Origin of the sequence: Cryptosporangium sp. NPDC048952 (assembly GCF_043197895.1) — a bacterium.
Classification (GTDB): domain Bacteria; phylum Actinomycetota; class Actinomycetes; order Mycobacteriales; family Cryptosporangiaceae; genus Cryptosporangium.
The window spans coordinates 109,190-129,746 of record NZ_JBICTY010000008.1; the positions used below are offsets into that span (position 1 = coordinate 109,190).

The 20,557-nt window shown below is 70.0% G+C and carries 17 protein-coding genes; 5 read left to right on the plus strand and 12 right to left on the minus strand.

From position 1 onward, the window contains the following. Nucleotides 1–10 precede the first annotated feature (10 nt). The 5 genes from ACGFY5_RS37355 to moaA form a co-directional block, all read right to left on the minus strand. The gene (locus ACGFY5_RS37355) at nt 11–1,204 is read right to left on the minus strand and encodes an AAA family ATPase (protein WP_392728126.1); all 1,194 of its coding nucleotides are present in this window, start codon (nt 1,202–1,204) and stop codon (nt 11–13) included. Between the two features lie 45 nt (nt 1,205–1,249). Continuing rightward, on the minus strand, nt 1,250–1,543 hold the full coding sequence (locus ACGFY5_RS37360; RefSeq protein WP_392728128.1) for a hypothetical protein: 294 nt from the start codon (nt 1,541–1,543) through the stop codon (nt 1,250–1,252). 214 nt (nt 1,544–1,757) lie between these two features. Beyond that, entirely contained in the window at nt 1,758–2,978 is a 1,221-nt protein-coding gene (locus tag ACGFY5_RS37365) for a metallophosphoesterase (protein ID WP_392728131.1), read from the minus strand. Nucleotides 2,979–3,094: 116 nt separating this feature from the next. Then, entirely contained in the window at nt 3,095–3,337 is a 243-nt protein-coding gene (locus ACGFY5_RS37370; RefSeq protein ID WP_392728133.1) for a MoaD/ThiS family protein, read from the minus strand. After that, a complete protein-coding gene (gene moaA / locus ACGFY5_RS37375; protein ID WP_392728135.1) occupies nt 3,338–4,405 on the minus strand; it encodes a GTP 3',8-cyclase MoaA in 1,068 nt (355 codons plus the stop codon). Between the two features lie 114 nt (nt 4,406–4,519). Here moaA and ACGFY5_RS37380 point away from each other — a divergent pair, with 114 nt between their 5' ends. Then, entirely contained in the window at nt 4,520–6,001 is a 1,482-nt protein-coding gene (locus ACGFY5_RS37380) for a glycosyltransferase family 39 protein (RefSeq protein ID WP_392728137.1), read from the plus strand. A 5-nt stretch (nt 6,002–6,006) separates the two neighbouring features. On the opposite strand, the gene ACGFY5_RS37385 is transcribed toward ACGFY5_RS37380, so the two are convergent. Both ACGFY5_RS37385 and ACGFY5_RS37390 read right to left on the minus strand, forming a co-directional pair. After that, nucleotides 6,007–6,846 carry a patatin-like phospholipase family protein gene (locus tag ACGFY5_RS37385; protein WP_392728139.1) on the minus strand — a complete coding sequence of 280 codons (840 nt, stop codon included), beginning with the start codon at nt 6,844–6,846 and terminating at the stop codon, nt 6,007–6,009. A 78-nt stretch (nt 6,847–6,924) separates the two neighbouring features. After that, nucleotides 6,925–8,010, minus strand: coding sequence for a DNA glycosylase AlkZ-like family protein (locus ACGFY5_RS37390; protein ID WP_392728141.1), 1,086 nt, complete (start codon nt 8,008–8,010; stop codon nt 6,925–6,927). A gap of 68 nt (nt 8,011–8,078) precedes the next feature. Between ACGFY5_RS37390 and ACGFY5_RS37395 the strand changes: the two genes are divergently transcribed. The 4 genes from ACGFY5_RS37395 to ACGFY5_RS37410 all read left to right on the plus strand — a co-directional run bounded on the left by ACGFY5_RS37395 (nt 8,079) and on the right by ACGFY5_RS37410 (nt 12,470). After that, nucleotides 8,079–8,675 (plus strand): phosphoribosyltransferase family protein, encoded by a 597-nt coding sequence (locus ACGFY5_RS37395; RefSeq protein ID WP_392728143.1) that lies wholly within the window; start codon nt 8,079–8,081, stop codon nt 8,673–8,675. 202 nt (nt 8,676–8,877) lie between these two features. Further along, the gene (locus ACGFY5_RS37400; RefSeq protein WP_392728146.1) at nt 8,878–9,999 is read left to right on the plus strand and encodes a PP2C family protein-serine/threonine phosphatase; all 1,122 of its coding nucleotides are present in this window, start codon (nt 8,878–8,880) and stop codon (nt 9,997–9,999) included. A 232-nt stretch (nt 10,000–10,231) separates the two neighbouring features. Continuing rightward, nucleotides 10,232–12,061, plus strand: coding sequence for an acyl-CoA dehydrogenase (locus ACGFY5_RS37405; RefSeq protein WP_392728149.1), 1,830 nt, complete (start codon nt 10,232–10,234; stop codon nt 12,059–12,061). A gap of 175 nt (nt 12,062–12,236) precedes the next feature. Beyond that, nucleotides 12,237–12,470: a DUF6458 family protein gene (locus ACGFY5_RS37410; RefSeq protein ID WP_392728152.1), complete on the plus strand. Its 234-nt coding sequence runs from the start codon at nt 12,237–12,239 to the stop codon at nt 12,468–12,470. A 44-nt stretch (nt 12,471–12,514) separates the two neighbouring features. Here ACGFY5_RS37410 and ACGFY5_RS37415 read toward each other — a convergent pair whose 3' ends face one another. From ACGFY5_RS37415 to pdhA, 5 genes are all read right to left on the minus strand, one after another. After that, a complete protein-coding gene (locus tag ACGFY5_RS37415) occupies nt 12,515–14,356 on the minus strand; it encodes an NHL domain-containing thioredoxin family protein (protein ID WP_392728155.1) in 1,842 nt (613 codons plus the stop codon). Nucleotides 14,357–14,371: 15 nt separating this feature from the next. Continuing rightward, the gene (locus ACGFY5_RS37420; RefSeq protein ID WP_392728157.1) at nt 14,372–14,827 is read right to left on the minus strand and encodes a hypothetical protein; all 456 of its coding nucleotides are present in this window, start codon (nt 14,825–14,827) and stop codon (nt 14,372–14,374) included. 1,308 nt (nt 14,828–16,135) lie between these two features. Continuing rightward, nucleotides 16,136–17,815 carry a 2-oxo acid dehydrogenase subunit E2 gene (locus ACGFY5_RS37425; protein WP_392728159.1) on the minus strand — a complete coding sequence of 560 codons (1,680 nt, stop codon included), beginning with the start codon at nt 17,813–17,815 and terminating at the stop codon, nt 16,136–16,138. 9 nt (nt 17,816–17,824) lie between these two features. Further along, complete coding sequence (locus tag ACGFY5_RS37430) at nt 17,825–18,808, minus strand: alpha-ketoacid dehydrogenase subunit beta (protein ID WP_392728162.1); 984 nt, start codon at nt 18,806–18,808, stop codon at nt 17,825–17,827. Beyond that, a complete protein-coding gene (gene pdhA / locus ACGFY5_RS37435; protein ID WP_392728165.1) occupies nt 18,805–19,986 on the minus strand; it encodes a pyruvate dehydrogenase (acetyl-transferring) E1 component subunit alpha in 1,182 nt (393 codons plus the stop codon). Before pdhA ends, ACGFY5_RS37430 begins: the two co-directional genes overlap by 4 nt. Nucleotides 19,987–20,557: the final 571 nt, after the last annotated feature.

The window sequence follows — 20,557 nt, forward strand, 5'->3', positions numbered from 1 at the left end:
TTTACGAAAGTCAGGCCGGCTGGGTGCGGAGGTACCGGGCGAAATGTGGCACCGTGAACGCGACGGTGCCCCGCTCGGCGGAGTAGATCAGTCCCTTCTTGATCAGACTGTCGCGAGCGGGGGAGAGGCTGGAGGGTTTCCGGCCCAATGAGACCGCTATTTCCGACGTCGAGACGGCTTCGCTCGCGTCGCCTTCGAGGGACGCCATCGCGCGCATGTACTCGCGTTCCGCCGGGGTCGCCCGCTCGTAGCGGGAGCCGAAGAATCCGACGGCGAGCTCCGCTTCCGCTTCCGGCGCGGCCACTTTGACGTCGGCCGCGGTGATCGGGGACCGGGGTGCCACGTCCCAGGTCACCTTGCCGTAGGCCTGGACGAAGTAGGGGTAACCGTCCGCGGCCTCGTACAGCGCGGCCAACGCGTCGGCGTCGAACGTGGCCTCTTCGCGTTGCGCCGGCGCGAGCAGCGCGAGGTCGGCCGCGGAACGTTCGAGCCGGTCGATGCGGACGTACCGGAACAGCCGCTCGGAGTAGGACTTGCTGGCCGACAGCAGTGCCGGCAGGTGCGGCAGGCCGGCCCCGACGACGATCAGCGGGGCACCGGTCTGGGACAGCTCGTGGCAGGCGGCGCAGAGCGCGGAGATGTCCTCGGGGCCCAGGTCCTGCATCTCGTCGATGAACACCGCGATGCCGGTGCCGACCGCGCTGGCCAGGTCGGCGGCGTCCGAGAGCAGCTCGACGAGGTCGATCTCGATGTCACCGGAGTCGGCCCGGCCGCTGATCGCGGGCCCGTCGATGCCAGGCTGCCAGCGGTCGCGGATCTTGCCGCCGGTCGGGTTGGAGCGCAGGGCGAACGCTTTCAGCGTGCCGAGGAAGTCGTCGATCTTGTCGAGGGCACGGTGCTGGGACGACAGTTCGCGAACCGCCATGTGCAGCGCTCCGGAGAGCGGGCGGCGCAGCGGCTGATCGGGGCGGGCCTCGATCTTGCCGGTGCCCCACTGGCGTCCGATGGCCTGGGAGCGCAGCGCGTTGAGCAGGACGGTCTTGCCGACCCCGCGCAGGCCGGTGAGGATCATCGACCGCTCGGGACGCCCGCGGGCGACCCGCTCGAGGACGACGTCGAACTGATCGAGCTCGCGGTCGCGGCCGGCCAGTTCGGGCGGCCGCTGCCCGGCGCCGGGGGCATACGGATTACGCACCGGGTCCATACGATCGGACCGTATCGGGCTTTCTAGCGTAAGCGGTAGATCTCGCTAGAGGTTTGTCGACGTGTCGGGCTCGACGTTCGCGCGGAACCAGCGGTCCGAGGCCGGCGCAGCGCCGTTCGCGTCGCGCTTGACCTGGATGATGCTGTTCCGGTGGACGTCGTCCAGAGCCGCTCCGGGCTGTCGCTTCGGGAGCGGCGGCTGCCGGTCGAGCGGGATGCGGTCGGGCGCGGCGAGCGAGCGACGGTCAGCAGCGCCGGTGACGCGAACCGGCGTGACCGGGTGTCGCGTGGCACTGGGGCGCGCCTGGGTCTTGCGGGGACGAGGAACAGCATGAGTCATGAATCAGTGCCCTCTCGCAATAGGAGCTGCCCCGGTCACGCGAGGAAACACCCAAGGGTTCAGTGATAGATGGTGTTGTTTTATGTCATCGAGTCAAGTGCCCGCTCGGACATCGTTTGAGGTGAATGGTAGACCCCCGCCCGGAGGTCAACGTGACCGCATCGAGGCGTTTCTACGGCTTTCTTCGTCAATTCCTAGAATCACTTAGAGAGAGTCAGAGCGACCGCAGCTCGATCAGGCTGATCTCCGGCGGCGCGCCCACGCGCACCGGCGGTCCCCAGTAGCCGACGCCCCGGCTGACGTAGATCTGGCTGTCACCGTCGGTGGCGTGCCCGGCGACGACCGGCTGCTGCAGGCGGACGCCATACGTGAACGGCCACATCTGGCCGCCGTGGGTGTGGCCCGACAGTTGCAGGTCGACGCCGCGGTCGACCGCCTCGGGCCACTGCACCGGCTGGTGGGCGAGCAGGACGACCGGCCGGTCGCGGTCACGGCCGTCGAGGGCCCTGGACAGGTTCGCGCCGTGCCCGGGTACACCGGAGTTGGCCGCGGTGACGTCGTCGACGCCGGCCAGGTCGAGCCCGGAGCCGCCGGGGATCTCGATCCGACGGTTGCGGAGCACCTGCACACCGATCGTCGGGAGGTACTCGACCCACTCCTCGGCGCCCGAGTAGTACTCGTGGTTGCCGGTGACGAAGTACGTGCCGTGGGTCGAGTGGAGCGCGCTCAGCGCCTGGGCGTCCTCACCGAGCTCGTCGACGGTGCCGTCGACCAGGTCGCCGACGATCGCGACCGCGTCGACGTCGAGCTCGTTGACGCGGTTCACGACCCGCTCGACGAACGGGCGGTGCAGCGTCGCGGAGATGTGGATGTCGGTGAGCAGGGCGACGCGGAAGCCGCTCAGGGACGGGTCGAGACGCGGGAGCGTGATCGGGACGCGCTTCACGCGGACGTTGCGGGCCTCGGTGGTGCCGTACCCGACGGTGCCGAGCGCGCCGACGCCCGCCGTGACCGCGAGCGCCCGGGCCAGGAACACCCGCCGGTTGTGGCCCCAGTTCTCGGCCTGAGCGGCCTGGTCCTCACTCGGAGGGCCGCCCACGGGCACCTTCTCGCGCGCGCGGGCCCGACGGGTGATCAGGATGCGCCCGATCAGACGCACCGGCTCCAGCACCAGCAGGAGCAGCAGCAGGTAGAACATCACCGCGATCCAGAGCGGACCGCCCCAGCTCACGACCGTGGCCAACGGGCCCGGCAGCGACTCCGGCGATCCACGCAGACCGAACATCGCGAACGCGACGATCAGCACGGTGACGCCGAACCCGATCCACCGGGCGCGTTTCGAGGCGAACGGGCTCGCGACCAGCCGCCACCACAGGTAGCCGTGGATCCCGCCGATGACCGCAACAGCCATCACCACGACGACGACGATCTGCATGCGCCCGCTCCTGTAGGTGTCTCTAGCGCTCTCTACTTTCAGCGCTAGAAATGCCTAGCGAGCATCAGAAAGCGTTGCAGAGCCTAGGGGCCACAGCCTGATGAGATGCTGAGGGGCTACCCGCCCGCGAAGGGCGGCAGTACGTCGACGGTACCGCCGGCCGGCAGCGGGACGGTCTCTTCCTTCGCCGCCACTCCGTTGACGAGGAACGAGCAGGCCGTGAGCACCCGCTCCAGCCGCTCGCCGTGCGTCGCCACGAGCTGGGTGCGCAGCTCGCCGAGCGTGCCCGCGTCGGCGGGTTCCTCCTCGATACCGGCCGCGGCACGCGCCCCGGCGAAGTACCGCACAGTGACGTTCACTCAGCCTCCAATGGCTGACATGGGACGATCCGGCTGCAGGAACGACGGGTCGTCGATTCCGTGCCCTGCCAGCTTGCCCCACATCGCGATCCGCCACAGGTCCGCGATCTCCGCATCGGTGGCCCCGGCGCGCAGCGCGCCACGCAGATCGGTCTCGCCGGTCGCGAACAGGCAGTTGCGCACCTGCCCGTCGGCGGTCAGCCGAGTACGGTCGCAGGCACCGCAGAACGGCCTGGTGACCGACCCGATCACGCCGATGCGTGCCGGACCGCCGTCGACCAGCCACGTCTCGGCCGGTGCCGCTCCGCGGTGGGCCGGGTCCGGCGTCAGCGTCCAGCGCGCCTGCAGCGCGGCCAGGATCTCTTCCGCGGTGACCATCGACGTGCGCTCCCAGGAGTGCTGGGCGTCCAGCGGCATCTGCTCGATGAACCGCAGCTCGTGGCCGTGCTGCAGCGCGAACTCGGCCAGCGCCGTCGCCTCGTGCTCGTTGACGCCACGGAGCAGCACGCTGTTGATCTTCACCGGCGTCAGCCCGGCGTCGCTCGCGGCTTTCAGACCGTCCAGCGTGTCGGCCAGCCGGTCGCGGTGGGCGATCCGGCGGAACGTCTCCCGGTCGAGCGTGTCGAGCGAGATGTTCACCCGGTCGAGTCCGGCAGCGGCCAGCGCGGGGGCCTGGCGGGCCAGCCCGATGCCGTTCGTCGTCAGCATCGTCTCCGGCCGGGGCCGCAGCGCGGTGGTGGCGTGCAGGATGTCGACCAGCCCGCGACGCAGGAGCGGCTCACCGCCGGTGAAGCGCACCTCGGTCACCCCGAGCCGCTCCACCGCGATCGTGATCAGCCGGATCACCTCGTCGTCGCTGAGCAGCCGGTCGGACGGCAGCCAGGGCAGCCCTTCCGGTGGCATGCAGTAGCTGCACCGGAGGTTGCACTTGTCGATGAGCGAGACGCGGAGATCGGTGGCGGTACGACCGAACCGGTCGACCAGCCCGCGCTCGGCGACGGGTCGATCGGCCGCCGTGCCCGGGCGCTGGGCCGGCACGGCAGGCAGTCCGAGCGGAACCACAGCCATGTTCCCGAGCGTAACCGCAGTAACGCGAGGTTGCCTTCGTCAATCCACGGCTGAATCGCGTCACTGTCTGCGAATCCGATGTACCGGCCTGCGCGCGCGCACCATCCTGAGGTCATGGCGCAGGTCACTGCTCAGCCCGAGACCGATCGACTGCCTCGACTCGACGAACTCGACCGACTCGTCTGGGTGATCGCCGGTGCGGTCACCGTCGTCCTGCTGGCATTTGCCGGCCGCTACGGCTACCACCGCGACGAGCTGTACTTCCTGCTCTGCGCTCATCACCTCGACTGGGGCTTCGTCGACCAGCCGCCGCTGACGCCGGCGATCGCGTGGCTGACCGACACGATCGCGCCCGGCAACCTGACGGTGTTCCGGACGCCGTCCGCGCTGCTCGCCGGGCTGTGCGTCGTACTCACCGCGCTGATCGCGCGTGAAGTGGGCGGCGGGCGGGCCGCGCAACTGCTCGCCGCCGTGCTGGCCGCGACGTCCGGCGGACTGCTCGCGACCGGCCACCTGCTCAGCACCACGACGATCGACTTCGCGATCTGGATGACGATCCTCTGGCTGACCGTCCGTGTGCTGCGTACCGGCGACACCCGCTGGGTCCTGCTGATCGGGGCGGTCGCGGGCGTCGGGCTGCTGAACAAGTACCTGGTCGGCTTGCTGGCCGTCGGGTTGATCGGCGGCATTCTCATCGCCGGGCCGCGCCGGCTGTTACGCGACCGGTGGGTGCTCGCCGGAGCCGGGCTCGCGGTGCTGATCGTCGCGCCCAACCTCGCCTGGCAGATCGCGAACGGATTCCCGCAGCTCGACGTCGCGAGTGAGATCGCGTCCGGCGACAGCTCGTACGCCGGTCGTTCGGTCGCGCTGGCTCTGCAGCCGGTGATCATCTCGCTGGTCGCGACCGCCGTGTGGGTCACCGCGCTGGTCGTGCTGTTCCGCCGCGCCGAGTGGCGTCCGTACCGCGCGCTGGCGTGGGCCTGGCTGGTGATCTTCGCCGCGATGGTGATCGGCGGCGGCAAGGGTTACTACGACGCCCCGATACTGCTGGCACTGACCGGCGTCGGCGCTGTTCCGGTCGCGGGGTGGCTCAGCCGTGGTCGGGTGGTGCTGCGCCGGGTGCTGCTCACGTTCGCTGTGGTGTTCTGCGCTGTGGGCGACGCCGTGCTGATGGTGCCGATCCTGCCGGCATCGTCGGCCAACGCCGTGATCCCGATCAACTACGACGCCGGGGAGACGATCGGGTGGCCGGCGCTCGTGGCCTCGATCGAGCGGGTGACACCGCCCGGAGCGGTGGTGCTGGCGAGCAATTACGGCGAGGCGGGGGCTGTGTCGCGGTACGGCAGCGTGCCGGTGTACTCGGGGCACATGAGCGTCGCCGACTTCGGTCGGCCGCCCGAGTCGGTCGACACCGTCGTCGCGGTGGGGTTCGAGGATCCCGCTTACCTGCGGCGGTTCTTCGGTTCGGTCGAGCGGGCGGGGTCGGTGGATGTCGGGGTCGACGTCGACAACGACGAGAACGACGCCCCGATCTGGCTCTGCCGGAACCCTCGAGAGCCCTGGTCCACCCTCTGGCCGAAATTACGCCGAATCTGACGCGGTCAGGCGTCGGACCAGACGGAGTGGATGGCCATCGCGGCGTCGACGGCCTGGGCGCGGCCGGCGCGAGCCGAGGGAGGTCGGCGGGTCGGGTCGAGCACGTTGCGGCCGAAGGCTGCCCTGGCCGCCTCGTTCGGTGTCACCACGGCGACGCGCGCCGAGTCGCCGAGGCGGGCGACCTGCCTCGACACCCCCGGCATCGGTCCGCCGCCCTTGGGTAGCGGCGCCAGCACCACGATGCGATCGCACCCGGACGCGAGGTCGACGTTCGCGGTCGACCGGACGCCGCCGTCGATGTACTGCCGGCCGTTCACGGTCACCGGCGGCCAGACCCCCGGCACCGCACAGCTCGCCGACACGGCGTCCACCAGCGGAACGCCGCTGTGCCGGTCGAACGGCGCGAGCTCACCGGTGACCGCGTCCACGGCGGTCAGGACGAGACGCCGATCCGGCCAGTCGTGCACCGGGAGGCGTGAGGCGATCACCTCGCGGCGCTCTTCCTCCGGCACGGTGCGGGTGCGCCGCGCGAGCGCCCCGACGCGTGCCCGGAACCGCTCCGGGCTCCGGCTGGTCACCGCTGCGAATCCCCAGCGCAGCAGTGTGGTCGTGCCCATCCGGGCCGGAATCTCGCTGCCGCTGGGCTCGAGCTGGTTCTGATAGAGGTCCTCGATGTCGGCACCGGTCGCGACGACCGTTCCGACCACCGAGCCGGCCGAGGTGCCGATGATCAGATCTGCCGTGGTCAGGTCGACTCCGGCGTCGAGCAGTCCGGCCAGCAGCCCGATTTCCCAAGCTATGCCGGTGACTCCGCCCCCGCCGAGTACTAATGCACTCCCCGTCATTCTGTGAATTCTGGTCACATCCGCCGCCCAATGGGCGCAGATTGCCGCTCCCGCGCCTCGCGGGTCGGCGCCCGCGGTCTACGCGATGCGCACTTCTGCCGCGCCTCGCGCGGAGGCGACGCGCTCCACCTCCGCCGCTAGCGCGGTGCGCACGGGCGGCGGTAGAGGGCGGAACGCCTCCAGCGTGATCGTGAGGCGCTTGCCCGCGAGCTTCGGGCGCCAGGCGCCGGCGATCTCGCCGTCGACGAGGATCGCGCCGGGATTGCCGATCGGCCGCCAGAGCGCCTTCTGCTCCGTTTTCTCCGGCACGAGCAGGTTCCGGTTCCGCGTCTGCAGGTACGGGTCACTCGGCGGCAGCAGCCGCACGGGGTCGGGCGGCGAAGGCTTCCGCAGCGCCGCCTCGGCCTCGGCCGGGATCCAGAACCCGGCCTTCCCGTCCACCCGCACCTCGACCAGATCCCCGGGCCACGACGAGGCCACCGCCGACTTGCCGGCGGCGAAGTAAGCCGCCACCTCCGCCTGTGTACCCGGCCCCTGCAGCCGCAGATAAGCCCGTGCCGCCCCACCCAGCCCTTCCGCTCCAGCGGGTGGCACCCAGCCTTCGATGGGGGAGAGGACCAGCGGGGTGGTGCCGGGTTCGACGCGGACACCGGCGGCCAGACCGGCGATGCGCATCAACTGGTCACTCAGGTGGTCGACCTTGCACCCGGGGCAGTAGAAGGCCAGTTCCGGGAGCCGCGCGGTCAGCGCCGTGCTCACCGCACCCTTGCCCAGCGGCGCCGTGACGATCTCGTGCAACGCCGATACGGTCGCCCGCACGGCGTCCAGGTCCTCCCCGGGGATGCGCGCCGACGACGCACCGACCCGCGCCTTCGCGTCCGCCTCGTCACGCGGGAACAGCGCACCGGCCAACCCCGGCAGATCCGCGACGCGATGCACGAACGGCGCCCCGCGCGCCCCCCACACGGTCACCAGCGCATCGTCGTCCTCGAGAGAAGGCAGCCGGGCCGCGAACGCCACCCGGGCCGAACCCGGCGGCGAATCGGCCACTCCGAGATCCAGCACGGCGAGTCGACCGATCTCCGCCTCGGACCGGTCGAGCTGCTGCGCCCCCACCCGGTAGGCGAGAACCTGGTGCCGCTCGACGTCGATCGCTGCTCCCATACCGCCCAGGTTCCCCCATCCGTGCGCGTGGCGTTGACGCGCTTCGAGCGGATACCTACGGTGTCCCCGTGTCGAGTGCCCCGCTCTCGGTCGACCCCTCGGAGAGCCCTGTTACGCCCACCGATCCTGACCTGCGCGTACGCCTCCTCGAGACCTTCCGCTGGATCGACCCCGGCGAATGGAGCGACCACCTGCTCACCGACCGGTCGGGCTGGTGGCGCGACCCGGTGATCCTCGACCGGCTCGGTCCGGCGCTCGCCGCGCTCTCATCCTCGCTGCCGACCGTGGTCGTGGCGCCGGCCACCAGCGGATTCCTGCTGGGGCCGCTGGTCGCCCGGTCGATCGGCGTCGGGTTCGTCGAGGCCTACCGCGACCTGAGCGGCGCCGAGCTCGCCGACGACCTGATCACCCGCACCGGCGGTCCGGGCCACGACGGCCGCCCGGTGGTGCTCGGCGTCCGCGCCCGGCACCTCGGTCAGGACGACACGGTCTTGGTCGTCGACGATTGGGTCGAGACCGGTGCGCAGCTCTCGGCGCTCGCCGAGATCGTGGTGGCGGCCGGCGCGCTGTATCTCGGCGCGGCGGTCATCGTGGACGGTGCGCAGCCGGACGTCCGCGATCGGCTGCGGATCCGCGGTCTGGTCCGCGAGAGCGAGCTGCCCTAACTGCACCGAGCTGTCTACCTCACCGAGCCGCCTACCAATAAAGCCACCAAACGGACAGCTCCGCCTCGGACGAACGGGCGAGACCGTTGAGCACATGGCCCGTTCTCGTCGTGGCGACGCGTCGGGCGGCAACCGAACGGGCATCCTATGGAAGGTCCGTGCGCAGACGCGCCACGCTGTGCTGTCAGGGGTGGGCCCGTCGATGCCAACGAACCCGCACCTCGGGGATCCGGTGGTGTCACCACGCACCGGAATCGTCGGCGCATGCCTGTTGGCGCTCGCCATCGCCGCGTTCGACGTCGCCATGCCGGGTTTGCAGTTCGTGGGTCTGCTGGTCGCGCCGCCGTTCCTGGCGGCCGCGCTGGCGTCCTACCGGGCCACGTTCGCTGTTGGAGCGCTCTGTTTCGCGCTGGGTGCGGCACTGGGCATGTTGGACGGCGAGGCGTTCGCGCCGCAGCAGGTCCTGCGCCTGGCCGCGATCCTCGTGTTCACCGCGCTGGCGGCGTGGCTGTCCATGCTCGGCGACCGCACGTCCAAACGGGTGGCGACGCTCAGCAAGCTGGCCGCGGTGGCCCAGCAGGCCGTCCTGCGGCCGATCGGGCCGAGGATCGGGACGATGTCGGTCGCGGTGCGGTACGTGTCGGCGAACGCCGAAGCAGACATCGGCGGTGACCTCTACGAGGCGATGAGCACGCCGTACGGCACCCGCGTGCTGATCGGGGACGTTCGGGGCAAGGGCCTAGAGGCGGTTCGCCTCGCGAGCACCGTGCTGGGGTCCTATCGGCACGTCGCCCACGAGCGGGTCGATCTGCGAGCGATCGTCGCCGACCTGGACCGGGCCGTGGCGCGGTCGGTCGGCTACGAGGACTTCGTCACGGCGTGCCTGGTGGAGGAGCGCGGCGGCACGCTGACCGTGCTCAACTGCGGGCACCCGGCGCCGCTGCTGCTGCGGCGTGGCACCGTGATCCCGCTGGAGCCGCCGTCGCCGGCGCCGCCACTGGGGTTCCTGCCGGTGGTTCGGCCGCGGGTCGAGCGATTGGAGCCCGGGGACCGGCTGCTGCTGTTCACCGACGGCCTGGCCGAGGCCCGGCAGAACGGCGAGTTCTTCCCGATCCGGGAACGCGCCTGGCGCATCGCCGGGCACGGCACCGTCGAGGACGGTCTGACGTCGTTGGTCAACGCGCTGCGCGGATGGGTGCACGGCGTCCTCGACGACGACATCGCGCTGATCCTGCTCGAGTACACCGGCGCCGAGCGCAAGCCCGAGACCTCGAACGCGGCGGCCCGGCCCGCCTGGGACTGGGACCCCATTTCCGGGGATTAGTTGCTGCGGCGGTGCGCTTGGCGTCGTCGCCTAAAAAGCATTTTTCGGACGCCGATGAGTCGGCGACCCTCACCTCTCGCACTTTCGTTGACGGCTCACAGATGTGAGCCCGCTCATACTCATGCGCGCGAGCGTACTGACCGGTAACATTGGATTTGTTACTGGCCGGTATACCGATGGGTAAAGCGGGCTCGTCACGGTGGCGGGCCAGTCTTTCCGGGGAGGACCCGCGATGAGCCACTACAAAGCCAACTTGCGCGATCTCGAGTTCAACCTTTTCGAGGTCTTCGGCGCGGGCGATCGCCTGGGCAACGGTCCGTTCGAGGCCATCGACGAGGAGACCGCGCGCGCGTTCCTCGCCCAGATGGTCGAGCTCGCGGAGGGGCCGCTGTCGGAGTCCTTCGCCGACGCCGACCGCAACCCGCCGGTGTTCGACCCGGCGACGAACTCGGTGACGATGCCCGAGTCGTTCAAGAAGTCGTACCGGGCGCTGCAGGACTCCGAGGCCTGGCAGCTCGACGTGCTGCCGGAGATCGGCGGTATCCGCAGCCCGCGTCAGCTGGTGTGGGCGGTCTCCGAACTCGTCCTCGGCGCCAACCCGGCCCTGCACATGTACGCCAGCGGCTACGCGTTCGCCGGGGTGTTCTACAAGCTCGGCACCGAGCAGCAGAAGGCCTGGGCCAAGCTGTTCGTCGAGAAGCACTGGGGCTCCACGATGGTGCTCACCGAGCCGGACGCCGGTTCGGACGTCGGTGCCGGCCGCACCAGGGCGATTCCGCAGGCCGACGGCACGTGGCACCTCGAGGGCGTCAAGCGCTTCATCACCTCGGCCGAGCACGACATGGCCGAGAACATCGTCCACTACGTGCTGGCTCGCCCGGTCGGCGTCGAGGGCGCCGGCGGCCCCGGCACCAAGGGCCTGAGCTTGTTCATGGTGCCCAAATACCTGTTCGACGACGAAGGCAACCTGGGCGAGCGCAACGGCGCCTACGTGACGAACGTCGAGAAGAAGATGGGCCTGAAGGTCTCCACGACCTGCGAGCTGACGTTCGGCGACAAGCACCCGGCCGTGGGTTACCTGGTCGGTGACGTGCACGACGGTATCCGGCAGATGTTCAACATCATCGAGGCCGCCCGGATGATGGTTGGCACGAAGGCGATCGCGACGCTGTCCACCGGCTACCTCAACGCGCTGGACTACGCGAAGAACCGCGTGCAGGGCGCCGACCTGACCCGGCAGACGGACAAGACCGCGCCGCGGGTCACGATCATCCACCACCCCGACGTCCGGCGGAGCCTGCTGCGGCAGAAGTCCTACGCGGAGGGTCTGCGCGCGCTGGTGCACTACACCGCGTCGGTGCAGGACCGGGTGATCGTCGCTACCGACGCCGACGAGCGGGAGGCGGCCGAGCGACTCAACGACCTGCTGCTGCCGATGGTGAAGGGCGGTGGTTCGGAGCGGTCGTACGAGCTGCTCGGCGCCGAGTCCCTGCAGACGTTCGGCGGGTCGGGCTTCCTGCAGGACTACCCGATCGAGCAGTACATCCGGGACTCCAAGATCGACACCCTCTACGAGGGCACCACCGCGATCCAAGGCCAGGACTTCTTCTTCCGGAAGATCGTCAAGGACGGCGGCAAGGCGCTGGGTGCGCTGGCCGGCGAGATCGCGGCGTTCATCGAGTCGGAGAGCGGCAACGGCCGGCTGAAGAACGAGCGTGCACTGCTCAAGACCGCTCTGGACGACGTGCAGGCGATGGTCGGGTGGAGCGTCACGCAGCTGATGTCGATGGCCGAGGACCCGACGACCGTCTACAAGGTCGGTCTCAACACGAGTCGGGTGCTGCTGTCGACGACCGACCTGGTCGTGGGGTGGCTGCTGCTGCGCCAGGCCGAGGTGGCCATCCGGGCACTGGACGCCGGATCCACCGACGACTTCTACGTGGGCAAGATCGGTGCGGCTCGTTTCTTCGCCGCGCAGGTGCTGCCGGAGCTGTCGGCGCGGCGCGCGGTGCTCGAAGGAACCACGCTGGACGCGATGGAGCTTCCGGAGAGCGCTTTTTGACACGTGGCGGGCCGTCGTCGTTTCGGCATCACGCCGTACCCTGGGTGGAGTAGCGTCGGGCCCGTTCACACGGGTGTGTGATTCGCGTGTCGGGTGGACCTCTGCCGGGTACGAGGCCCGTGGCGACGCAACCGGGGTGCCACCGGCACCTGGCGAACACGACCGGGAGGTCGACATGGGTATCGGCGCGGGGCTCTTCCTCATCGCCCTCGGCGCAATATTTGCCTTTGCCATCACGGTCGACCTGCAGGGGATCAACCTTCAGGCGGTCGGTTGGATCCTGATGTTCGTCGGCGTCGTGGGCATCCTGATCAGTGTCTTCTACTGGGGTCCGCGCAAGCGGGCCACCACGGCGAACCGGGAGCGGATCTACACCGACGATCCGACTCAGCCGCCGCCTCCGCTGTAACTGCTTTTCCTGGGCCCCGACCGCATGCGGTCGGGGCCCTTTCGTTATGCGTTGACGCCGCGCAGCATCAGGACCAGTTCGGACGGTGCTCCCGGCACCAGGCGGATCGGGATGCCCCAGTCCTGGCGGCTCAGGTGGCACGCCGGATTCGGACCCTCCACATCGCAGCTCGCCGCGTGGGCGATCACCTGGAGCACGCCGTCGCCCTCCTCGGTGGGCTCGGCCTCGTCTTCTTCCTTCGTGAGGACGATGGTCCGCTGCAGCTCGGTGGTGACACCTTCGCCGGTGATCAGCAGCGCCGACGGGTTCGCGGAAATCTCCAGGCGGGTCGACGGGCCGTAGCGGTCGTCGAGCTTCTGGCCCGCGGGTGGCTCGAACACGATCTCGACGGTGATCTGGCCCGGGCTCAGCTCCACCGGCGGGCGCTTGGTGCGGTGTCGCTGCTGGGTGATTTCCTGAGCGGCGCCGGGTGGCACCGGCCGGGTTATCCGGTGGGCCGCGGATTCGACGACCACGAGCGTGCCGTCGGCTACTACGGCCCCGGACGGTTCGGGCACGTTGGTAGCCAGCGTGGTCACCTCATCGGTCGCCGGGTCGTAGCGTCGGATCGCGTTGTTGTAGGTGTCGCACACCGCGATCGAGCCGTCCGGCAGCACTGCGACGCCGAGCGGGTGCTGGAAGAGCGCGTCCTCGGCCGTGCCGTCCATCGCGCCGAAGTCGAACAGACCCTTGCCGACGGCGGTGTGGACCTCGCCGTTCTCGATCCACCGCAGCGCGGAGCTCTCGGAGTCGGCGATCCAGAGCTTGGACTTGTCGGCGGCCAGGCCGGAGGGCTGGGCGAACCAGGCCTGGTCCTTGGGGCCGTCTTTCAGGGACTCCACTGTCGTACCGGCGTAGACCGCGAGGTGGTTCTTCGCCGGGTCGTAGGACCAGAGCTGGTGGGTGCCGGCCATCGCGATGACGATGTGATCCTCGTACCAGGCGAGGTCCCACGGGGAGGAGAGCTTGGCCTCCAGTGGGTCGTCCGGCACGTCGACGGGATCGCCGGGTGCTCCCCGCCAGACCTCGCCGGTTCCCGCGAGCGTCGTGACGGTGCCGGTGTCGAGCTCGAGTGCCCGCAGCTTGTGGTTCACGGTGTCGGCGATGACGACGTCGTAGCCCAGGGTGTTGTCCGCCGGGAGGACGCAGATGCCCTGGGGTTCGGAGAACTGCGGGTTCGTGCCGTCCCGGGAGCCGCGGGTGCCGTCGCCGAAGCGGCGCAGGACGGTCTCACCGTCGGCCGCGAGTTCGACGATCGAGTGGTGTGCGGAGTCGCTGACCAGGAAGTTGCCGCTCGGGAGGAGCGCGATCTTGCCGGGGAAGCGGAGCTCGGTGTCTTCCCGTTCGTCGCGTTCGGGGAGGGTGCCATCGGTGCTCAGCGTGCCCTTGGCGGTGTGCTGCTCGATCAGCTCGGTGATCAGGCGGCGGAGCCCCTCGGCGTGGCCTTCGCCCGACATGCTTGCGACCAGATAGCCCTCGGGGTCGATGACGGCCAGCGTCGGCCACGCGCGGGCAGCGTACTGCTGCCAGGTGAGCAGCTCGGGGTCGTCGAGGACGGCGTGCGGAACGTCGTAGCGCTCGATGGCGGCCTTGAGCGCTTCGGGATCGCGTTCGTGCTCGAACTTGGGGGAGTGGACGCCGACCACGACCAGCTTGTCGCCGAACTCCTCTTCCAAGGGGCGGAGCTCGTCGATCACGTGCAGGCAGTTGATGCAGCAGAACGTCCAGAAGTCGAGCAGGACGACGCGGCCGCGCAAGTCGGCCAGGGAGAGGTCGCGGCCGGCGGTGTTCAGCCAGCCGCGGCCCTGGAGCTGCGGGGCCCGAACGCGAAATTTTTGTGCGGTCACGGCCCCTAGTGTGCGCTAGTCCTCTTTGCGCAGGCAGAGGACGTACTCGTCCTTGAAGTTGACGAAGGCGTCGGTGGTGTCGGGCGGGCAGGAGCCGTCCTCGACGGTCGTCGTGTCGTTGGCGCGGTCGATGATCTTGTAGGAGCCGTCGGTGCCGCAGTCGACAGGGATCGCGCGGTCCTTGTCGCCCGAGGCTTCGCGCTTAATGCACTTGCCGGTGGAGTAGTCGCTGCTGACGAAGGCGCTGGCGCCCCAGAGCGCGCCGCCGACGCAGAGGAACAGCACGACCACGGCGCCGACGACGGCCGCGATGATCGGACCGCGCTGGTACCAGGGCTTCTTGGGTCCGGCCGGGGCGGCGGGGCCGGGCACGGGCGGGGCACCCGGCGGACGCGCGCCGGGAGGAGCGGCGTACTGCTGCGGCGGCGGGCCGTAGGCGGTGCTCGGGGGTGGCGTGCCGGGAGGGGCCATGGGCGCCCATCCAGGCTGGCCCCCGTAGACCGTGCCGCTGGTCTGCTGATGCGTGCCGGGTTGCTGGTGTGTTCCCGGCTGCTGGTGGGTTCCCGGCGTCGGCTGCGGCGGCGCCGACGTGGGGCGGCCCCCTGCAGGCGGCGCTGACGTCGGGCGAGCGGCCGCTGGCGGCGCTGACGTCGGTCGTGGGCTCGCCGGCGGCGCGGAAGTCGGGTGGACCGCGGGTGGCGCGGATGTGGGGCGCGCTCCCGCGGGCGGCGCCGACGTCGGGTGGGCTGCCGGCGGCGCTGATGTGGGGCGCGTTGCGGCTGGCGGTGCGGAAGTCGGGTGGGCCGCGGGGGGCGCGGAGGTTGGGGTTTCGGGGGCTGGGACGTCGGAGGTGGCGGGTGGCGGGGCCGGGTGTGGGGCGGCTGGCGTGCCGCTGGGCTGGGCGTCCGAGGCAGAGGTGGGCGGCCCGGCCGATGGCGGCGCGGTCGGGGACGCGGGGGAAGGCGTCGATAGCTGCACGGTCTCCCGCCCCGCAGGGGGCGGGATCACCTGGGTCGCCTCGGAGTCGTCCGGGACCGAAGCGGCGGGCGCCGCCTTCGGCGGAATGATCTGCGTCGCCTCCGGATCATCCGGCTCAGGCGCACGAGCGGCGGGCGTCGGAGCGCCGGACGGCGGCTCGGGCGCGTCCGAACCCCCAGCTCCGGGCACCGACGGCACCTTCGGATCCGGGGACTGCGGCTCAGGCGGGCGAGTGCCCTCGGTCATCGCGACGACTCCTCCACCGGTACGGATACGGTCCGAGATTTGGGACGCTATCGGGTCAACCGGTGACAGGGTACGAACAAGGCAACTCCTATTACACGTCGGCGTCAAAAACGCCGAAACCCGGTGCCCCCGAGGGGCACCGGGCTCAGGGTCGTGGCGTACTCCCACGACCGGTCGAGACTCGCGTCGGCGGGGTCAAGGCCCGCCGCGCCGGCTTAGCTCTGCCGGCTCGCGATCTCGAGGATCTCGTCGCGCATCGTGCCGTCCGGCACCCGTGCCAGAACCCTCTCCAGGGCTCGAGCACGACGGTGCGCAGTGCGTCGCTCACGGAGCCTCTGGGCAAACGTGGACACGGTCACTACCTTCTTTCCTTCGTCGTATTGAGCTCTACGCCTTCAATAATGCGGCAGTAAGCTCGAATATTCCATTGAAATTACGGTGAGACGCCCCACCCTGGCGACGATCACATCGGCCACGAAGCCAACATCTGAACGTTTGTGGCGCACACGACAACGGCCTCCTCCGCCGAAGCGGAAGAGGCCGTTGCCGGACGGGTCAGGACCAGGCGAGCGCGGTTCCCTCGGGGTCATCGAGGAACCGGCCGACGTCGGCGAGGAACTTCGACCCTCCCTCACCGTCGACGATCCGGTGATCGAACGACAGCGCGAGCTGACAGATCGACCGCGGCTTCACGACACCCTTGTGCACCCACGGGCGCTCGGCGATCTGCCCGACGCAGAGGATCGCCGCCTCGCCCGGGTTGAGGATCGGTGTTCCGGCGTCCACGCCGAAGACCCCGACGTTCGTGATCGTGATGGTGCCGCCGGTGAGGTCGGCGGGCGGTGTGCGCCCGGCTTTGGCGACGCTCACCAGTGCGTCGAGTGCGGCTGCGAGCTCGGGGAGCGGGAGTCGTCCCGCGTCCTTGATGTTCGGCACCAGCAGGCCGCGCGGGGTGGCCGCGGCGATGCCCAGGTTCACGTAGTCCTTGAGCACGATCTCGGCGCCGTCGGGTCCGTCGACCCAGCTCGAGTTGAGCTCGGGGTGGCGCCTGGTCGCCAGGGTCACTGCCTTGGCGATCAGCAGCATGGGGTTGACCCGGACGTCCGCGAACGCCTTGTTCCCGCGGAGGCGATCCACGGCGCGGAGCGTGCGGGTCACGTCGACCGTGAGCCACTCCGTGACGTGCGGAGCCGTGGCCACGCTGTTGACCATCGCCTCGGCGGTCAGCTTCCGCACCCCCCGCACGGCCACCCGCCGCTCCCGCACCCCACCCGAGACCACCCCGGCAACCGCCGGCAACTCCTCCACCGGCTCGAGCTCCGCGGACGATACGGCGTCGGGTTGGGGGGAGGCGGCGGCCTGGTGGACGTCTTGGCGGGTGATCGTGCCGTCGGGGCCGGTTGGTGCGACGGTGGCCAGGTCGACGCCCAGATCGCGGGCGAGTTTGCGCACGGGGGGCTTCGCGCGGGGGCGGGGGGTGACCGCCGGGTGCGCGCGGGGGATGCCGGCGGTCGGCAGCGCGGTGACGGTGCCGGCGGCGGTGGCCGCACGTTCGGCAGCCCGGCCCATTTCGAGGCCGCCGTGCCGCACGGGTTTCACCCCGGACGCGAGAGCGTCCGGGATCGTCGGGAGCAGAGGGAGGGTGGTGTCGGGGGCGGGTTGTGCCTCGTCCCCGACGAGGCCTGCGCCGCCGATGGCAGGGGTGTCGTTCGGCTCCGGTGCGGCGTGCCGCCGCGCCCGCCTCCGTGCCGGCCCTCCGCTGCGGGGGCCGTACCCCACGAGCACAGGCGTCCGCCCACCCGGCACCTCACCCCCCGAATCGGCGCCAGCTCCCGGCTCCGCGCCCGCGCCCTCCGAACCGGCGCCAGCTTCCTGGGACGCGCCCCCCGAACCGGCGCCAGCTTCCTGGGACGCAGTTTGGGGCACTTCCGGGGCTTGATTGGCGTCGATCGGAGCGTTGGGAGCGTGCGACGGCGGGGAGGTCGCGCCCGGGGCGGTGTCGATCGCGATGAGGGGCGCACCGACCTCGACGGTGGTGCCCTCCTCGTGGTGGAGCACGGTCACCACCCCGGCGAACGGTGACGGGATCTCAACCGCGGCTTTCGCGGTCTCCACCTCGACGATCGGCTGGTTGAGCGTCACCGTGTCACCGGCCGCCACCAACCAGCGCAGGATCTCCCCTTCGGTGAGCCCCTCGCCGAGATCGGGCAGGTCGAACGTGCGGATGTCCGCCATACCGTCTCCTCAGTAGCTGAAAGACCGGTCGACCGCGTCGAGAACCCGGTCGAGGTCGGGCAGGTAGTCGTCCTCCAGCCGAGCCGGCGGGTACGGCGTGTCGTACCCCGTCACCCGCAACACTGGCGCTTCCAGCGCATAGAAACACCGCTCGGTGACCCGAGCCGCGATCTCCGACCCGAGCCCGAGCGTGAACGGCGCCTCGTGCACGACGATCAGCCGTCCGGTGCGCTCCACCGACGCGTACACCGGCTCCAGGTCCAGCGGCGACAGCGTCCGCAGGTCGATGACCTCCAGGTCACGCCCGTCCTCCACAGCTGCCTCCGCACTCTCCAACAGCGTGCGCACCATCGGCCCGTAGCCGACAAGCGTCGCATCGGTGCCCGGCCGCACCACCCGCGTGGAGTGCAACGGGTACCAGTCGGAGGCCGGAACGTCGTCCGGAACCTCCCCCTTCTCCCAGTACCGCCGCTTCGGCTCGAAGAAGATGACCGGGTCGTCGGACGCGACCGCCTGCTGGATCATCGTGTAGCCGTCAGCCGGGTTCGAGCAGGTCACGACCTTCAGCCCAGCGGTGTGCGCGAAATACGCCTCGGGCGACTCACTGTGGTGCTCTACCGCCCCGATCCCACCCCCGAACGGGATCCGGACGACGACCGGCATCTTCACCTGACCCTGCGACCGGTAGTGGATCTTCGCCAACTGGCTCACGATCTGGTCGTACGCCGGGTAGACGAACCCGTCGAACTGGATCTCGCAGATCGGCCGGTAACCACGCATCGCCAACCCGATAGCGGTGCCGATAATGCCCGATTCAGCCAGCGGTGTATCGATTACCCGATGCTCTCCGAAGTCTTTCTGAAGACCGTCGGTTACTCGGAAGACCCCTCCGAGACGCCCGACGTCTTCCCCCATGATCAGCGTTTTCGAATCGGTGTCCAGTGCGCTGCGTAGGCCGGCGTTCAAAGCCTTGGCCAGCGTCATCGACGTCATCGACGGCTCCCTTCCCGGCCGGGGACGGTACTCCGCTCGATTTCGTCGCCAGAAGGTAGGAATTCCGAGTGATATTCCGTGAACGCTTCCCGTTGCTTTCGCAATACGGGCTGTTCACCTGCGTAAACGTGGTCGAAAATGCTTACCGGTTCCGGATCGGGCATTTCGAGGCAGCCAGCGCGCACCCGTGCCGCGAGGGCGTCGGCCTCGGCGTCGACCTCGTCGAAGAACGACTGATCAGCCACCTGCTGACGAACGAGGAACGAGCGCAGCCGCTCGATCGGATCGCGCAACCGCCATTCCTCGAGCTCCGCGGCGATGCGGTAGCGGGACGGATCGTCGGACGTCGTGTGAGCACCCATCCGGTAGGTGAACGCCTCGATGAACGCCGGTCCCTGCCCGTTCCGGGCGTCGTCCAACGCGCGCCGGGTCACCGCGTACGTGGCCAGCACGTCGTTGCCGTCGACACGGACCCCGGGAAACCCGAACCCTGCGGCCCGGCGGTAGAGCGGCACCCGCGTCTGCCGGTCGGTCGGCGCGGAAATCGCGTACTGGTTGTTCTGGCAGAAGAAAACGACCGGCGCGGCGAACGCCGCTGCCCACACGAATGCCTCATTTACGTCGCCTTGGCTGGTGGCGCCGTCGCCGAGGTAGGCGATGACCGCCTCGCCGTCGCTGCCGCCGACCTTTCCATCCTTTTGGACGCCCATCGCGTAGCCGGTGGCGTGCAGGCACTGGGCGCCGATGACGATCGCGTACATCGCGAAGTTGTGGGCGTGCGGATCGGTGGCGCCGAGATCCACACCGCGGAACATCCGCAGCGCGTGCAGCGGGTCCACGCCACGGCACCAGGCGACGCCGTGCTCGCGGTAGGTGGGAAAGGCCATGTCCTGCGGGCGGAGCGCACGACCGGAGCCGATCTGTGCGGCTTCCTGGCCCAGCAGGGACGCCCACAGGCCCAACTGGCCCTGGCGTTGGAGTGCGGTGGCTTCGGCGTCGACGCGCCGGACGAGAACCAGATCGCGGAAGAAACCGCGGTATTCGGCGTCAGTGAGGTGGACGTCGTAGTCGCTGTCGTGAACGCGTTCGCCCTCTGGGGTGAGCAGCTGGACGAAGCCTCGTTCGGCCACGGCGGCCTCGCCGAGTGGTCGAGAGGTTTCTGGGGCGGACTCGGACATGCCGATCTCCTCGCTCGTGCCCTCCGGCGCGGGGTCACCGCACGGAGGTGATCGATACCGATGCCGATCGCAGGGGTGGCGCGGTAGGCAACGGGCGTTTGATACGTCGAAGGCGTTGATGGCCCTCGTCGTCAGCATCTCAGACCGTTGCCCGAAATTGCTGGGCATCGCGTTCGTGAACAGTGCCGTCCACCGATCGGGCAGTGGAGGCTGGGCGAACGCCGGGGGTGCCAGGCTCGCCCGGCGGTGGGCGGGCGGCGGACGATGGTGTGGTCAGCAGCCGGTGGGGAGGAGGGGTGATGCGGGCCCTGTACCGCCCTTCTCCTCGCCGTCGTCGCGCCCAGTGGGGTGGGGCGGTCGCGCTCTGCGCGCTGGCGACCGGGTCGACTGCCGCGTTGCTGATCGTGGCGAACGCCGGGGCGGATCTGGTGCGTATCTCGCCGATGGAGTCGGGTGCGGCGCCTGCGCGTGCCGATCGGTTGCCGGCTGGGCGCGCGGGGTCGGTGACACCCTCGCGGGAGCCGGCGTTCGGCTGGTCCGAGCCGCGCCACCCATACGCGCCGTCCCCGCC

Coding starts and splice junctions, on each gene's coding strand:
- ACGFY5_RS37425 (WP_392728159.1), bottom strand. CDS start 17,815: ATGGCGGACATCCGCACGTTCGACCTGCCCGATCTCGGCGAGGGGCTC.
- ACGFY5_RS37355 (WP_392728126.1), bottom strand. CDS start 1,204: ATGGACCCGGTGCGTAATCCGTATGCCCCCGGCGCCGGGCAGCGGCCG.
- ACGFY5_RS37365 (WP_392728131.1), bottom strand. CDS start 2,978: ATGCAGATCGTCGTCGTCGTGGTGATGGCTGTTGCGGTCATCGGCGGG.
- ACGFY5_RS37390 (WP_392728141.1), bottom strand. CDS start 8,010: ATGGGAGCAGCGATCGACGTCGAGCGGCACCAGGTTCTCGCCTACCGG.
- ACGFY5_RS37360 (WP_392728128.1), bottom strand. CDS start 1,543: ATGACTCATGCTGTTCCTCGTCCCCGCAAGACCCAGGCGCGCCCCAGT.
- ACGFY5_RS37430 (WP_392728162.1), bottom strand. CDS start 18,808: ATGACGTCGATGACGCTGGCCAAGGCTTTGAACGCCGGCCTACGCAGC.
- moaA (WP_392728135.1), bottom strand. CDS start 4,405: ATGGCTGTGGTTCCGCTCGGACTGCCTGCCGTGCCGGCCCAGCGCCCG.
- ACGFY5_RS37405 (WP_392728149.1), top strand. CDS start 10,232: ATGAGCCACTACAAAGCCAACTTGCGCGATCTCGAGTTCAACCTTTTC.
- ACGFY5_RS37410 (WP_392728152.1), top strand. CDS start 12,237: ATGGGTATCGGCGCGGGGCTCTTCCTCATCGCCCTCGGCGCAATATTT.
- ACGFY5_RS37385 (WP_392728139.1), bottom strand. CDS start 6,846: ATGACGGGGAGTGCATTAGTACTCGGCGGGGGCGGAGTCACCGGCATA.
- ACGFY5_RS37420 (WP_392728157.1), bottom strand. CDS start 14,827: ATGGCCCCTCCCGGCACGCCACCCCCGAGCACCGCCTACGGCCCGCCG.
- ACGFY5_RS37400 (WP_392728146.1), top strand. CDS start 8,878: ATGCCAACGAACCCGCACCTCGGGGATCCGGTGGTGTCACCACGCACC.
- ACGFY5_RS37380 (WP_392728137.1), top strand. CDS start 4,520: ATGGCGCAGGTCACTGCTCAGCCCGAGACCGATCGACTGCCTCGACTC.
- pdhA (WP_392728165.1), bottom strand. CDS start 19,986: ATGTCCGAGTCCGCCCCAGAAACCTCTCGACCACTCGGCGAGGCCGCC.